Source organism: Enterobacter cloacae complex sp. SYL003, assembly GCF_049236925.1.
Taxonomy (GTDB): Bacteria; Pseudomonadota; Gammaproteobacteria; order Enterobacterales; family Enterobacteriaceae; genus Enterobacter; species Enterobacter intestinihominis.
The window spans coordinates 239,651-255,648 of sequence record NZ_JBMKJK010000003.1 but is presented as its reverse complement, the minus strand read 5'-3'; the positions used below and the strand labels follow the sequence as shown (position 1 = coordinate 255,648).

10 protein-coding genes are annotated in these 15,998 nt (G+C 56.5%); 9 read left to right on the top strand and 1 reads right to left on the bottom strand.

Annotation, left to right across the window (positions count from 1 at the left end; genetic code table 11):
- Nucleotides 1-135 precede the first annotated feature (135 nt).
- The 4 genes from gudP (at nt 136) to ACOT1A_RS05760 (ending at nt 5,407) form a co-directional block, all read left to right on the top strand.
- A complete protein-coding gene (gene gudP, locus ACOT1A_RS05775; RefSeq protein ID WP_003862734.1) occupies nt 136-1,491 on the top strand; it encodes a galactarate/glucarate/glycerate transporter GudP in 1,356 nt (451 codons plus the stop codon).
- A complete protein-coding gene (locus ACOT1A_RS05770; RefSeq protein WP_421625509.1) occupies nt 1,491-2,831 on the top strand; it encodes an enolase C-terminal domain-like protein in 1,341 nt (446 codons plus the stop codon). The genes gudP and ACOT1A_RS05770 overlap by 1 nt, the downstream gene beginning before the upstream one ends.
- Before the next feature lie 15 nt (nt 2,832-2,846).
- Nucleotides 2,847-4,184 carry a glucarate dehydratase gene (gene gudD, locus ACOT1A_RS05765; protein WP_276169920.1) on the top strand — a complete coding sequence of 446 codons (1,338 nt, stop codon included), beginning with the start codon at nt 2,847-2,849 and terminating at the stop codon, nt 4,182-4,184.
- A gap of 77 nt (nt 4,185-4,261) precedes the next feature.
- The gene (locus tag ACOT1A_RS05760; RefSeq protein ID WP_022649207.1) at nt 4,262-5,407 is read left to right on the top strand and encodes a glycerate kinase; all 1,146 of its coding nucleotides are present in this window, start codon (nt 4,262-4,264) and stop codon (nt 5,405-5,407) included.
- 49 nt (nt 5,408-5,456) lie between these two features.
- Here the strand turns inward: ACOT1A_RS05760 and barA are convergent, their stop codons facing one another.
- Nucleotides 5,457-8,216: a two-component sensor histidine kinase BarA gene (barA, locus tag ACOT1A_RS05755; protein WP_022649206.1), complete on the bottom strand. Its 2,760-nt coding sequence runs from the start codon at nt 8,214-8,216 to the stop codon at nt 5,457-5,459.
- 57 nt (nt 8,217-8,273) lie between these two features.
- On the opposite strand from barA, the gene rlmD reads away from it, so the two are divergent.
- From rlmD to eno, 5 genes are all read left to right on the top strand, one after another.
- Nucleotides 8,274-9,572 (top strand): 23S rRNA (uracil(1939)-C(5))-methyltransferase RlmD, encoded by a 1,299-nt coding sequence (gene rlmD / locus ACOT1A_RS05750; protein WP_022649205.1) that lies wholly within the window; start codon nt 8,274-8,276, stop codon nt 9,570-9,572.
- Between the two features lie 51 nt (nt 9,573-9,623).
- Entirely contained in the window at nt 9,624-11,855 is a 2,232-nt protein-coding gene (gene relA / locus ACOT1A_RS05745) for a GTP diphosphokinase (protein WP_022649204.1), read from the top strand.
- Between the two features lie 66 nt (nt 11,856-11,921).
- The gene (gene mazG, locus ACOT1A_RS05740) at nt 11,922-12,713 is read left to right on the top strand and encodes a nucleoside triphosphate pyrophosphohydrolase (RefSeq protein WP_022649203.1); all 792 of its coding nucleotides are present in this window, start codon (nt 11,922-11,924) and stop codon (nt 12,711-12,713) included.
- Nucleotides 12,714-12,936: 223 nt separating this feature from the next.
- Entirely contained in the window at nt 12,937-14,574 is a 1,638-nt protein-coding gene (pyrG, locus tag ACOT1A_RS05735) for a glutamine hydrolyzing CTP synthase (protein WP_022649202.1), read from the top strand.
- A gap of 82 nt (nt 14,575-14,656) precedes the next feature.
- Nucleotides 14,657-15,955 (top strand): phosphopyruvate hydratase, encoded by a 1,299-nt coding sequence (eno, locus tag ACOT1A_RS05730; RefSeq protein ID WP_022649201.1) that lies wholly within the window; start codon nt 14,657-14,659, stop codon nt 15,953-15,955.
- Nucleotides 15,956-15,998: the final 43 nt, after the last annotated feature.

The following is a 15,998-nucleotide window of genomic DNA, read 5'->3' as shown; positions in this document are numbered from 1 at the left end:
CCTTCATATACTTTTCCCGTCACTATAAAACGGCTTCGGGCCGTACCAAAACCAAACACAAATCTCTCATTCTGATTACCCTACAGGTGCTGTACAGAATGAACCAGGCGAAAGCTATGTTTCAGGAGTGCAACAATGAGTACATTAAGCCACGCGGCGAGCAGCGCTGAGAAGCGCACCAACGCCCGATACTGGATAGTGGTGATGCTGTTTATCGTCACCTCTTTCAACTACGGCGACCGTGCCACGTTATCCATTGCCGGCTCTGAGATGGCAAAGGACATCGGACTTGATCCGGTGGGTATGGGTTATGTTTTCTCCGCATTTTCATGGGCCTACGTAATCGGCCAAATCCCTGGCGGCTGGCTGCTGGACCGCTTTGGCTCAAAACGGGTCTATTTCTGGTCCATTTTCATCTGGTCGATGTTTACCCTGTTACAGGGCTTCGTGGATATCTTCAGCGGCTTCGGCATTATCATTGCGCTCTTTACCCTCCGCTTCCTGGTGGGTTTAGCGGAAGCGCCATCTTTCCCGGGCAACAGCCGCATTGTGGCCGCCTGGTTCCCGGCGCAGGAGAGGGGAACGGCGGTAGCAATCTTTAACTCGGCGCAATACTTTGCGACGGTTATTTTCGCGCCAATTATGGGCTGGCTGACGCACGAAGTGGGCTGGTCGCACGTCTTCTTCTTCATGGGCGGGCTGGGGATCGTCATCAGCTTTATCTGGCTGAAAGTGATCCACGAACCAAACCAGCACCCGGGCGTGAACAAGAAAGAGCTGGACTACATTGCTGAAGGCGGGGCGCTGATCAACATGGATCAGAAAACCCAGAAAGCAAAAGTCCCGTTCAGCCAGAAATGGGGGCAGATCAAACAGCTCGTCGGCTCACGGATGATGATCGGTATCTATCTCGGCCAGTACTGCATTAACGCCTTAACCTACTTCTTCATCACCTGGTTCCCGGTTTACCTGGTGCAGGCGCGCGGGATGTCGATTCTGAAGGCGGGTTTTGTCGCCTCTGTGCCAGCCATCTGCGGCTTCGTGGGCGGGGTGCTCGGCGGGGTCATCTCCGACTGGCTGATGCGTCGCACCGGTTCGCTGAATATTGCGCGTAAAACGCCAATCGTGCTCGGCATGCTGCTCTCCATGACCATGGTGTTCTGTAACTACGTCAGCGCGGAGTGGATGATTATCGGCTTTATGGCGATGGCCTTCTTCGGTAAAGGCATTGGCGCGCTGGGCTGGGCGGTGATGGCAGATACCGCGCCGAAAGAGATCAGCGGCCTGAGCGGCGGTCTGTTCAACATGTTTGGCAACATTTCCGGCATTGTCACCCCAATCGCTATCGGTTACATCGTCGGCACCACCGGCTCCTTCAATGGTGCGCTGATTTATGTAGGCGTCCATGCGCTGGTGGCGGTACTCAGTTACCTGGTGCTGGTGGGGGACATCAAACGAATCGAACTGAAACCTGTTGGGGAGCGCGGATGATGACAACGCAATCAAGCCCGATTGTGACGGAGATGAAAGTCATCCCGGTGGCGGGTCAGGACAGCATGCTGCTCAACATTGGCGGCGCGCATAACGCCTGGTTCACCCGCAACATCGTGGTGCTGACCGACAACGCAGGGAATACCGGCGTCGGGGAAGCGCCTGGCGGAGAGGTGATTTACCAGACGCTGGTCGACGCCATCCCGCAGGTGGTTGGGCAGGAGGTCGCCCGCCTGAACAAGGTGGTTCAGCGGGTGCATAAGGGCAACCAGTCGGCTGATTTTGATACCTTCGGCAAAGGCGCCTGGACGTTTGAACTGCGCGTTAACGCGGTGGCGGCGCTGGAGGCGGCTCTCCTTGATTTACTGGGCAAAGCGCTGAATGTGCCGGTCTGCGAACTGCTGGGGCCAGGCAAACAGCGTGATGCGGTAACGGTGCTGGGCTATCTGTTCTACGTTGGCGACCGGACGAAAACCGATCTGCCGTATCTGGAACGCTCGCCGGGCAGCCACGCGTGGTATCACCTGCGTCATCAGGAAGCGCTCTCTGGCGAGGCTGTGGTACGCCTGGCAGAGGCGGCGCAGGATCGCTACGGCTTTAAAGACTTCAAGCTGAAAGGCGGCGTTCTGCCGGGCGAACAGGAGATTGACAGCGTGCGCGCGTTGAAAAAACGCTTCCCGGAGGCACGCATCACCGTCGATCCGAACGGCGCCTGGCGGCTGGATGAAGCTATCGCGCTGTGCAAAGGACTGGGCGACGTGCTGACCTACGCGGAAGATCCGTGCGGCGCCGAGCAGGGCTTTTCTGGCCGCGAGGTGATGGCCGAATTCCGCCGCGCTACCGGGCTGCCGGTTGCGACCAACATGATCGCCACTAACTGGCGCGAAATGGGCCACGCGGTGATGCTGAATGCGGTGGACATACCGCTGGCTGATCCGCACTTCTGGACCCTTTCCGGCGCGGTGCGCGTGGCGCAGCTGTGCGATGACTGGGGGCTCACCTGGGGCTGCCACTCCAATAACCATTTCGACATTTCGCTGGCGATGTTTACCCACGTTGGCGCGGCGGCGCCGGGTAACCCGACCGCCATCGATACGCACTGGATCTGGCAGGAAGGCGAAGCGCGCCTGACCAAAAATCCACTTGAAATCAAAAACGGCACCATTGCCGTACCGGATGCGCCGGGGCTGGGCGTGGAGCTTGACTGGGATCAGATCCACAAGGCGCATGAAGCGTATAAAAAACTGCCGGGCGGCGCGCGCAACGACGCAGGCCCGATGCAGTACCTTATCCCCGGCTGGACATTTGACCGTAAGCGCCCTGTATTTGGACGTCACTGATAAAAGGATCGAACGATGAGCACATTTTCTACCCCTGTAGTCACCTCCATGCAGATCATTCCTGTCGCGGGACATGACAGCATGCTGATGAACCTGAGCGGCGCCCATGCGCCGTTCTTCACCCGTAATATTGTGGTGATCAAGGACAACTCAGGGCATACCGGTGTCGGTGAAATCCCGGGCGGGGAGAAGATCCGTAAAACGCTGGAGGACGCCATTCCGCTGGTGGTGGGTAAAACGCTGGGCGAGTACAAAAATGTGCTGACCAGCGTGCGTACGACCTTTGCCGATCGTGATGCGGGTGGCCGTGGTCTGCAAACGTTTGATCTGCGTACCACTATCCATGTGGTCACGGGTATTGAAGCCGCGATGCTGGATCTGCTAGGCCAGCATCTGGGCGTCAATGTCGCCTCCCTGCTGGGCGACGGCCAACAGCGCAGCGAAGTGGAAATGCTCGGCTACCTGTTCTTTATCGGCAACCGCAAACTCACCCCGCTGCCGTACCAGAGCCAGCCGGACGAAAAATGCGACTGGTATCGTGTGCGTCACGATGAAGCGATGACCCCGGATGCGGTGGTGCGCCTGGCTGAAGCCGCGTATGAAAAATATGGCTTTAATGACTTCAAGCTGAAAGGCGGCGTACTGGCGGGTGAAGAAGAAGCTGAGGCGATTGCCGCGCTGGCGAAGCGCTTCCCGGAGGCGCGCGTCACGCTGGATCCGAACGGTGCCTGGTCGCTTGAAGAGGCGATCAAAATTGGTAAGCAGCTCAAAGGCGTGCTGGCCTACGCGGAAGATCCGTGCGGCGCAGAGCAGGGGTTCTCTGGACGTGAAGTGATGGCGGAGTTCCGTCGCGCCACCGGGCTGCCAACCGCCACCAACATGATCGCGACCGACTGGCGCCAGATGGGGCACACGCTCTCGCTGCAATCGGTGGATATTCCGCTGGCAGACCCGCACTTCTGGACGATGCAGGGCTCGGTTCGCGTGGCGCAGATGTGCCATGAGTTCGGCCTGACCTGGGGCTCGCACTCCAACAACCACTTCGACATCTCGCTGGCGATGTTCACCCACGTAGCGGCTGCTGCGCCGGGCAACATTACCGCTATCGACACCCACTGGATCTGGCAGGAGGGCAATCAGCGCCTGACCAAACAGCCGTTTGAGATCAAGGGGGGGATGGTGCAGGTTCCAGCTACGCCGGGGCTGGGCGTTGAACTGGATATGGATCAGGTCATGAAAGCGCACGAGCTTTACCAGAAACACGGGCTGGGCGCACGTGATGATGCGCTGGCGATGCAGTACCTGATCCCAGAGTGGTCATTCGACAATAAACGTCCGTGCATGGTACGATAAGCCAACTGGGACCGCTCCCATGGGCGGTCCCTTACGTGGTGTATGCTTAACGTAACTAACATGCGTAAGGATGGCTTATGAAAATTGTTATCGCTCCGGACTCGTATAAGGAAAGCTTGAGCGCGCTGGAGGTGGCGACAGCGATAGAGGTCGGTTTTCGCGAAATTTTCCCCTCAGCGGAGTACGTCAAATTACCGGTTGCCGATGGCGGCGAAGGGACGGTGGAAGCGATGGTGGCAGCCACCCATGGGCGTCTTGTCCATGTTCCCGTTACCGGGCCTTTGGGAGAACACGTGGAAGGGTTTTTCGGGTTATCCGGAGACGGGAAAAGCGCGTTTATCGAGATGGCGGCCGCGAGCGGTCTGGAGCTTGTTGCTCCTGCAAAGCGTAACCCGTTAATCACCACCTCGTGGGGGACCGGGGAACTGATCCGTCATGCGCTGGATGCGGGCGTTAAGCATATCATTATTGGCATTGGAGGCAGCGCGACCAATGACGGTGGCGCAGGCATGGTGCAGGCGCTGGGCGTAAAACTGCTGGATGCGAAAGCACAGCCCGTTGGGCCGGGCGGCGGCGAACTGGCAAGCCTTGCGCATATCGATCTTAGTGGGCTGGATGAGCGGCTGGCAGACTGTCGAATTGAAGTGGCCTGCGATGTGACCAACCCCCTGATTGGCGAGACTGGCGCTTCTGCGGTATTCGGTCCGCAGAAAGGGGCGACGCCGGAGATGGTCAGGACGCTGGACAACGCGCTTGCGCATTACGCAAACATTATCGCCAGGGATCTGGACATTGACGTCTTAAACCTGGCGGGGGGCGGAGCAGCTGGCGGAATGGGGGCGGCGCTGTATGCATTTTGCGGGGCACAGCTTCGTCGGGGGATTGAGATTGTCACCGATGCCCTGCATCTCGATGAACAGGTCGCGGACGCCGATCTGGTGATCACGGGCGAAGGGCGTATCGACAGCCAGACGATCCACGGCAAAGTGCCCGTTGGCGTGGCGAGAGTCGCGAAACGCTATAACAAACCGGTTATCGGCATTGCCGGCAGCCTGACGGCGGATGTTGGCGTGGTGCACGAGCACGGACTGGATGCGGTATTCAGCGTGATTTACACCATCTGCTCGCTGGAGGATGCGCTGGAAAATGCGCAACAGAATGTACAGATGGCCGCAAGGAATATTGCGGCGGCCATAAAGGTGGGGCAGGGGATGTCGCGTTAACGTTCGTGCTCCTGTAGGCCCGGTAAGCGAAGCGCCACCGGGCTTTTTCTTAGCTTCCCAACACCTTCATCGCTTCCCGCGTCACGTTGTCCATCTCGTCCAGCAGCTCCAGAAACTCCGGCTCAAGATCGGATTCTGGCGTACCCGCGCGGAGCTGCTGTTCAAGCAATTGGCAGAGATTTTTCAACCGCGGCACGCCGCTGTAGCCGCAGCTACCGTGCAGTTTATGGATGGCCTCCAGCAGCCCTTCAGGGTTTTCGCCCACCAGCTGTTCTTCAACCTTGTTACGGATCTCAGGCAGGAAGTCCACCAGCATTTGCAGCATATCGCGGGCCAGATCGGCTTTGCCTGCTGCCTGGCGCAGCGCCAGTTGCCAGTCAAACGTGGCATTCTGGTTAACGCTGATTTCCGGCGATTCAGCTGAAATGGTGTACGTCCCGCCAATGTGCCCCGGTTTGTAGCGCAGCAGCAGGCTGTGCAGCTTCTCTTCATCAATCGGTTTCGCCAGATAATCGTTCATGCCCGCACCCAGCAGTTTCTCTTTTTGTCCCGCCATCGCGTGCGCCGTCACGGCAATCACCGGCGTCTGCTGCTGGTGCGGAAGCTGACGAATTAATTCGCAGGCGCGGATGCCATCCATGCCCGGCATCTGAATATCCATTAGGATCAGGTCAAACTGCATCTGTTTGGCTTGTTCTACGGCTTCGGCGCCGCTGGTACACAGTTCAACGTGCTGAACCTGATCCTCAAGCAGCACGCCAATCAGCTTAAGGTTTGCCGGGTTATCATCCACGGCCATCACTGTCATCGGCAGCTTATGTTCGTCGTTTTCCAGCGGCAGGGACTGATGCGTCAGACGGCAATATTCGGTCAACGCAGGTAACAGCCGTGTGGCGGTGAGGGGTTTTAGCAGACATGCCGCCGCCCCGTCGTTTTTAAGCTCTTCGGCGTTGATTTGGGCGTGGCACGGCAGAGCCAGCAGCAGGTAGTCCGTCATTGAGGCAGCCTTTGCCAGCCGTTCCTGCTGCATGGTCAGTTCTCCGGTAAATGTCACCGGAATCCCCAGCAAAAGAATATCGTAATGATCGTTCGCCAGCGCGGAGAAGGTCGGGCTGTAGACCACCTCCAGCGGCGTGCTGCTTAATACATCCAGCGTACACTGCGCCGCGGCGGCGTTCGGTTCCACATAGGCCAGACGCATCCCTTTCAGGCAGTCGGTGACCGGACCGTCGGTTTGCACGTTCGGATTAAGATCAAGATTGATATGGAACCAGAAGGTCGAGCCCCGGTTAGGCTGGCTGTGGAAGGAGATATCGCCTCCCATCTCTTTCACCAGCTTTTGGGTGATCACCAGACCCAGGCCCGTTCCGCCGTGCCGACGGGAAATGCTCGCATCGGCCTGGCGGAACGCCTGGAACAGACGCGACTGATCGCGCTCCGGAATGCCGATGCCGGTATCCCGGATCTGAACTTCAATCTGGACCTTATTATTACTGAGCGCCCTTTTTTCGACCAGAATGTCGATGTTGCCGCTCTCGGTGAACTTAATCGCGTTGCCCACCAGATTGGTGATGACCTGTTGCAGGCGCAGCGGGTCGCCAATGACATTATCCGGTACGTCATTTTTGATATTGAGCGTCAGTTCCAGCCCCTTATCATGCGAGGAGTGGGCGAGAAGCGTGACCACGTCATCCAGTGTGCTGCGCAGCGGGAAGGGGATACTCTCCAGAATCAACTTGCCCGCTTCCAGCTTCGAGAAGTCCAGTACGTCGTTAATAATGGTCAGCAGGTTGTTGGCTGAGCGTTCAATGGTATGCAGGTGGTCACGCTGGGTCGGGTTGAGCTCGCTTTTGAGCGTCAGACGGGTGAAGCCAATCACCCCGTTCAGCGGCGTGCGCAGCTCATGCGACATGTTCGCCAGAAACTCAGACTTAATACGGGCCGCCTCCTGAGCGCGTTTTTTCGCCAGATCCAGCTCCACGTTCTGGATCTCCATCTGCTCCAGCGTTTCGCGCAGGTCAGAGGTGGCCTGGTCAACGTTGTGCTGCATCTCTTCGTGATAAGCCGCCAGCGACATCGCCATTGAGTTGATGCCGTTTTTCAGCATATCCAGCTCGCCGAGCATGAAGCCTTCCACGCGGCTGTCCAGCTGACCCCGGCGGATCCGGTCAACGGTATTCACCATGTTACGGATAGGCCCCGTGACGTCGCGCATCAGCCGCCAGCCGAAGATCAACGCGATGCCGATACAGAACAGCATCATCACGCCGGAGATGAATATTTCTTTGTACTGCTGGAGCCGCACCGACTTGAGATCCAGCTCCAGCGCCACATATCCCAGCATATTATTGCTGGACTTCGCATCGGACTGGGCGGATTCGTCGGGTGAATAGCTTTCTGAGATAATCGGCGTGCGCAGGATCATGATATCGCCGCGCCGCAGGACCGTGAGATGACGCGGGAAAGGGGTACCTTCCGGGATTTTCAGCGACGTGGGATCCAGATGGAAATTCGAGGTGACGAAAAGACGGTTATGCTCATCGTAAACGGAAATGGCGCGCACAATCTCTGAATGACGGCGGTGCAGCACGCTGATTAACTGACCAATGGATTCACGGTTTTGCAGGTTCATTCCGTACTCGCTGGAGACGGCCAGCGGTTCGATAATGCTGGCCCCGGCATCTTCAAGCTGTCTCTGCAAATCGTTATAGCGATGCACCACAAAGAAAATGCTCAGCAGCAAACCGATGAGAACGGTAGGAGCGAGGATCAAAATCATCATGCGCGCGCGCAGGCTGTAGTTGGTCATGGAGTTCCGTTATGGGACAATCAGGCTAATTATGTTTATTTGAGAACAATCTCGGCGATGGCGCAATTCTACTCTGCAAAACGACGCGTGACGACGCGTCAGATCATAACTGTTGAAGCCTCTGACCTCGATCCTTTTGGACAGGGGGTAGCGCGTCACAAGGGTAAGACACTGTTTATCACAGGTTTGCTGCCAGGAGAACGCGCAGATATTACGCTGACGGAAGACAAACGCCAGTATGCGCGCGGCCAGGTCAAGCGCCGTCTTAATGATAGCCCGGAGCGCGTGACGCCCCGCTGCCCCCATTTTGGCGTTTGCGGAGGCTGTCAGCAACAGCATGCCAGCACAGAATTACAGCAAAAAAGTAAAAGCAACGCGCTGGCCCGCCTGCTAAAACATGACGTCAGTGACATCGTTGCTGACCAGCCGTGGGGCTACCGTCGCCGCGCTCGCCTGAGTCTAAGCTACCAGCCAAAAACTGAACGGCTGGAGATGGGTTTTCGCAAAGCCAGCTCCAGCGATATCGTCTCCATCACGCAATGCCCTGTTTTGGTGCCCCAACTTGAGGCACTGCTCCCGGCCGTGCACCACTGTCTTGCATCGCTGGATGGTGTGCGTTCGCTGGGCCATGTCGAACTGGTGCTGGCCAACGGCGGCCCGCTGATGGTGCTGCGCCACACCGCACCGCTGTCCAGGGCAGATCGCGAAAAACTGGAACGCTTTTCGCATTCTCATGAGCTTGCGCTTTTCCTCGCGCCGCAAAGCGAGATACTTGAGCAGGTTAGCGGAGACGCGCCCTGGTATGCGTCAGACGGGCTACGCTTAACGTTCAGCCCGCGGGATTTTATCCAGGTCAATGACGGCGTGAACCAGCAGATGGTGGCGAACGCGCTGGCGTGGCTTGACGTCCAGCCCACCGATCGGGTGCTCGATCTGTTCTGCGGTATGGGTAACTTTACCCTGCCGCTGGCCCGCAAAGCAGCAAGCGTGGTCGGGGTGGAAGGCGTTGAGGCGCTGGTGGCGAAAGGCCAGGAGAACGCCCAACAGAACGGCTTGCAAAATGTGACATTCTTTCATCAAAATCTTGAGGATGATGTTACTCAGCAACCGTGGGCTAAGCAGGGCTTTGATAAGATCCTGCTCGATCCGGCGCGCGCAGGTGCGCCGGGCGTGATGCAGCATATAATTAAACTCGCGCCTGAACGCGTGGTCTATGTTTCCTGTAACCCGGCGACGCTGGCCCGTGACAGCGAAGCATTATTGAGCGGGGGTTACCAGATTCGGCGTCTGGCAATGCTGGACATGTTCCCGCACACTGGACATCTGGAATCAATGGTGTTGTTCGAGCACATCTAATGAGTTTGGCTTGTCGACTTCGACAGGCCCTTGTCCCTAAAGGAGAGGACGATGGTTGCGGTAAGAAGTGCACATTTAAATAAAGCTGGTGAGTTTGACCCTCAAAAATGGATCGCAAGTCTGGGGATTTCCAGCCAGCAGTCGTGTGAACGCTTAACCGAAACCTGGGCCTATTGTTTACGCACAACGCAGGGGCATCCGGACGCTGAACTGCTGTTGTGGCGCGGCGTGGAGATGGTTGAAATTCTCTCCATGCTTAACATGGATATCGAAACGCTACAGGCCGCACTGCTGTTCCCACTGGCAGATGCTAACGTGGTGACGGAAGACGTGCTGCGTGAAAGCGTCGGCCAGTCCGTCGTGGCGCTCATCCACGGCGTGCGTGATATGGCCGCCATCCGTCAACTGAAAGCCGCGCAAACGGATTCTGTCTCTTCCGAGCAGGTGGATAACGTCCGCCGCATGCTGCTGGCGATGGTGGATGATTTTCGCTGCGTGGTGATCAAGCTGGCCGAACGGGTTGCCCATCTGCGCGAAGTGAAGGATGCGCCGGAAGACGAGCGCGTCCTGGCCGCCAAAGAGTGTACGAATATCTATGCGCCGCTGGCGAACCGTCTGGGTATCGGGCAACTGAAGTGGGAGCTGGAAGATTACTGCTTCCGCTATCTGCATCCGGCGGAATACAAACGCATTGCAAAATTGCTGCACGAACGCCGCATCGACCGCGAGCACTATATCGAGGAATTTGTCAGCGGGCTGCGCCAGTCGATGAAAGAGGAGAATGTGCGCGCCGAGGTCTACGGGCGTCCGAAGCACATCTACAGCATCTGGCGCAAAATGCAGAAGAAACACCTCGCCTTTGACGAGCTGTTTGACGTGCGCGCCGTGCGTATCGTGGCGGAGCGTCTCCAGGACTGCTACGCCGCGCTGGGGATAGTACATACTCACTTCCGCCATCTGCCGGATGAGTTCGATGACTACGTCGCGAACCCCAAACCGAATGGCTATCAGTCCATCCACACTGTGGTGCTCGGCCCCGGCGGCAAAACTGTGGAAATTCAGATCCGTACTAAACAGATGCACGAAGACGCCGAGCTGGGCGTCGCCGCGCACTGGAAGTACAAAGAAGGCACTTCCGGCGGCGCGCGCTCCGGACACGAGGACCGTATCGCCTGGCTGCGTAAGCTGATTGCGTGGCAGGAAGAGATGGCCGACTCCGGCGAAATGCTCGACGAAGTGCGCAGTCAGGTCTTCGACGATCGCGTCTACGTCTTTACCCCGAAAGGGGATGTGGTTGATCTGCCGGCAGGCTCTACGCCGCTCGATTTCGCCTACCACATTCACAGCGACGTGGGGCACCGTTGCATCGGGGCGAAGATCGGCGGACGTATCGTACCGTTTACCTACCAGCTACAGATGGGCGACCAGATTGAAATCATCACCCAGAAGCAGCCAAACCCAAGCCGCGACTGGCTGAATCCAAACCTCGGTTACGTGACCACCAGCCGCGGGCGCTCTAAAATTCACGCCTGGTTCCGCAAGCAGGATCGTGACAAGAATATCCTTGCCGGTCGTCAGATCCTTGACGACGAGCTGGAGCATATCGGGATAAACCTGAAAGAGGCGGAGAAGTTCCTGCTGCCGCGCTACAACTTCAACGAGCTCGACGAACTGTTAGCGGCGATTGGCGGCGGCGATATCCGCCTGAACCAGATGGTGAACTTCCTGCAAGCGCAGTTCAACAAGCCAAGCGCGGCAGAGCAGGATGCGGCAGCGCTGAAACAGCTCCAGCAGAAAACCTACGCTCCGCAGCAGCGCAGCAAGGACAATGGCCGCGTGGTGGTTGAAGGGGTGGGTAACCTCATGCACCATATTGCCCGCTGCTGCCAGCCGATACCGGGTGACGATATTGTCGGCTTTATCACCCAGGGGCGCGGGATCTCAATTCACCGCTCCGACTGTGATCAGCTTGCTGAGCTGCAATCGCATGCGCCGGAACGTATCGTGGAAGCCGTCTGGGGTGAAAGCTACTCCGCTGGCTACTCGCTGGTGGTGCGCGTCACTGCCAACGACCGCAGTGGCCTGCTGCGCGACATCACCACGATTCTCGCCAACGAGAAGGTCAACGTGCTGGGCGTTGCCAGCCGCAGCGATACCCGCGAGCAGCTTGCCACCATCGATATGACCATCGAAATCTATAACCTGCAGGTGCTGGGCCGGGTGCTCGGTAAACTGAACCAGGTGCCGGATGTGATTGACGCGCGTCGTCTGCACGGCGGCTAAACATCCTCTTCTGTAGGCCGGGTAAGGCAACGCTGCCACCCGGCATTTTGACATCAGGACAGAACTATGACTCAAATCGACCGCCTGCTTGGCATCATGAAACGCCTGCGCGACCCGGAAAACGGCTGCCCGTGGGATAAAGAGCAGACTTTCGCCACCATTGCGCCTTACACGCTGGAAGAAACCTACGAAGTGCTGGACGCGATTTCGCGCGAAGATTTCGACGACCTGCGCGGTGAGCTGGGCGACCTGCTGTTCCAGGTGGTGTTCTACGCACAGATGGCGCAGGAAGAGGGGCGCTTTAACTTTGACGACATCTGCGCCGCTATCAGCGACAAGCTGGAGCGCCGTCATCCGCATATCTTTGGCGATGCCTCCGCAGGCAACAGTGCGGAAGTGCTGGCGCGCTGGGAGCAGATCAAAAGCGCCGAACGCGCTGAAAAATCCCAGCACTCGGCGCTGGACGACATTCCCCTGAACCTTCCTGCGCTGATGCGCGCGCACAAAATTCAAAAGCGCTGCTCGGCGGTAGGGTTTGACTGGACCTCTCTCGGCCCGGTGCTGGAAAAAGTGCACGAAGAGATCGACGAAGTGATGCATGAAGCGCAGCAGGCCGTTGTGGATGAAGCAAAGCTGGAAGAGGAGATGGGCGATCTGCTGTTCGCGACCGTCAACCTTTCTCGCCACCTCGGTGTAAAAGCGGAAACCGCCCTGCAAAAAGCGAACATTAAATTCGAACGTCGCTTCCGCGAAGTTGAGCGGATTGTGGCCTCGCGCGGCCTGGAAATGAGCGGCATTGACCTCGAGGCGATGGAAGAAGTCTGGCAGGAAGTAAAACGCCAGGAACATGATCTCTAACGAAATTTTGCGATCAAGCGCAATTTGTGTGATTTTTTAAATGACAAGCGCTTGATTTGCGTCAAAAACATTTACCCAAAAGGGGCTATTTTCTCACTCCTTATGTTTGTCATGGCCTGGGAAGGAGACGGAGAATGAAAGTTTGTGGCGCTCGTCGTGTTCGGGTATACTACTTTCCCGTCCTGGTTATTCCATCGTTTCACCCTAACTTCTCAGGTTCAGCATGACAACGAACTATATTTTTGTGACCGGCGGGGTCGTATCCTCTCTGGGTAAAGGCATTGCCGCAGCCTCCCTCGCAGCCATTCTTGAAGCCCGTGGCCTCAATGTGACCATGATGAAACTGGATCCGTACATCAACGTCGATCCAGGCACCATGAGCCCAACCCAACACGGGGAAGTGTTCGTTACTGAAGACGGCGCTGAAACCGATCTGGATCTTGGCCACTACGAGCGTTTCATCCGTACCAAAATGACCCGTCGTAACAACTTTACGACTGGCCGTATCTACTCTGACGTTCTGCGTAAAGAGCGCCGTGGTGACTACCTGGGCGCGACCGTGCAGGTCATCCCACACATCACTAACGCCATTAAAGAGCGTGTCCTTGCCGGTGGCGAAGGGCATGACGTTGTGCTGGTTGAAATCGGCGGTACCGTAGGGGATATCGAATCCCTGCCGTTCCTCGAAGCGATTCGTCAGCTGGCGGTAGATATTGGTCGTGAGAACGCGCTGTTCATGCACCTGACGCTGGTGCCTTACATGGCGGCAGCAGGTGAAGTGAAAACCAAACCGACTCAGCACTCTGTTAAAGAGCTGCTCTCCATCGGTATTCAGCCTGATATCCTGGTTTGCCGTTCCGATCGTGCGATTCCGGCGAACGAACGCGCGAAAATTGCATTGTTCTGTAACGTGCCTGAAAAAGCCGTTATTTCAATGAAAGACGTCGATTCCATTTATAAAATCCCGGGCCTGTTGAAATCACAGGGTCTGGACGATTATATTTGTAAACGATTCAGCTTGAACTGTCCGGAAGCTAACCTGTCTGAATGGGAGCAGGTGATTTACGAAGAAGCCAATCCGGGCGGCGAAGTGACTATCGGTATGGTCGGCAAGTATATTGAACTGCCGGATGCCTATAAGTCAGTTATCGAGGCGCTGAAGCACGGTGGTCTGAAGAATCGCGTCTCCGTCAACATCAAGCTGATTGATTCGCAGGATGTTGAAACGCGCGGCGTCGAAATTCTCAAAGATCTGGATGCGATTCTCATCCCTGGCGGCTTCGGCTACCGTGGTGTTGAAGGCAAGATCGCCACTGCACGCTATGCGCGTGAAAACAATATTCCATACCTCGGCATCTGCCTGGGTATGCAGGTTGCGCTGATTGAATTTGCGCGCAACGTAGCGGGAATGGAAAACGCGAACTCTACGGAATTTGTGCCAGACTGTAAGTACCCTGTCGTGGCGCTGATTACGGAATGGCGCGACGAAGACGGTAACGTCGAAGTCCGTACCGAGAAGAGCGATCTGGGTGGCACCATGCGTCTTGGCGCACAGGCCTGCCAGCTGTCAGACGATAGCGTGGTTCGCAAGCTGTACGGCGAGCCGGTGATTACCGAGCGCCATCGTCACCGCTATGAAGTCAACAACATGTTGTTGAAACAAATTGAAGCTGCGGGTCTGCGTGTTGCGGGCCGTTCCGGGGATGATCAGTTAGTCGAGATCATCGAAGTGCCAAACCATCCGTGGTTCGTGGCCTGCCAATTCCACCCGGAATTTACTTCAACGCCGCGTGACGGGCATCCGCTGTTTGCAGGCTTCGTGAAAGCCGCCAGCGAGTACCAGAAGCGTCAGGCGAAGTAAAAAAAGTTAGAACGGCAACGCGTACCCCTGGTACGCGTTGTTTGTCTGGAGTTTTAGTTTAACTTGTACTGAGGAAAATCTAATGTCCAAAATCGTTAAAGTCATCGGTCGTGAAATCATCGACTCCCGTGGTAACCCGACCGTTGAAGCCGAAGTTCATCTGGAAGGTGGTTTCGTCGGTATGGCTGCTGCTCCATCAGGCGCATCTACAGGTTCCCGCGAAGCGCTGGAACTGCGTGATGGCGACAAATCCCGTTTCATGGGCAAAGGCGTACTGAAAGCGGTTGGCGCTGTTAACGGTCCTATTGCTCAGGCTATCGTTGGCAAAGATGCCAAAGATCAGGCTGGCATCGACAAGATCATGATCGATCTGGACGGTACTGAAAACAAATCTAACTTCGGTGCGAACGCAATCCTGGCAGTTTCCCTGGCGAACGCCAAAGCAGCCGCTGCTGCTAAAGGTATGCCACTGTTCGAGCACATCGCTGAACTGAACGGCACCCCAGGCAAATACTCCATGCCTGTACCAATGATGAACATCATCAACGGTGGTGAGCACGCAGACAATAACGTTGATATTCAGGAATTCATGATTCAGCCTGTTGGCGCGAAATCCCTGAAAGAAGCGGTGCGTATGGGTTCTGAAGTGTTCCACAACCTGGCTAAAGTTCTGAAAGCTAAAGGTATGAACACTGCTGTTGGTGACGAAGGTGGCTACGCGCCAAACCTGGGTTCTAACGCAGAAGCGCTGGCTGTTATCGCTGAAGCGGTTAAAGCAGCAGGCTACGAGCTGGGCAAAGACATCACCCTGGCGATGGACTGTGCAGCATCTGAATTCTACAAAGACGGTAAATACGTTCTGGCTGGCGAAGGCAACAAAGCATTCACCTCCGAAGAGTTCACCCACTTCCTGGAAGACCTGACCAAACAGTACCCAATCGTTTCTATCGAAGACGGTCTGGACGAGTCTGACTGGGATGGTTTCGCATACCAGACCAAAGTACTGGGCGACAAAATCCAGCTGGTTGGTGACGATCTGTTCGTAACCAACACCAAGATCCTGAAAGAAGGCATCGAGAAAGGCATCGTTAACTCCATCCTGATCAAATTCAACCAGATCGGTTCTCTGACCGAAACGCTGGCTGCGATCAAAATGGCGAAAGACGCTGGCTACACCGCTGTTATCTCTCACCGTTCTGGCGAAACTGAAGACGCTACCATCGCTGACCTGGCTGTGGGTACCGCTGCTGGCCAGATCAAAACCGGTTCTATGAGCCGTTCTGACCGTGTTGCTAAATACAACCAGCTGATTCGTATCGAAGAAGCGCTGGGCGAAAAAGCACCTTACAACGGTCGTAAAGAGATCAAAGGCCAGGCATAAGCCTGAACTTTCGTTCTTATGAAAAAACCCGCTTCGGCGGGTT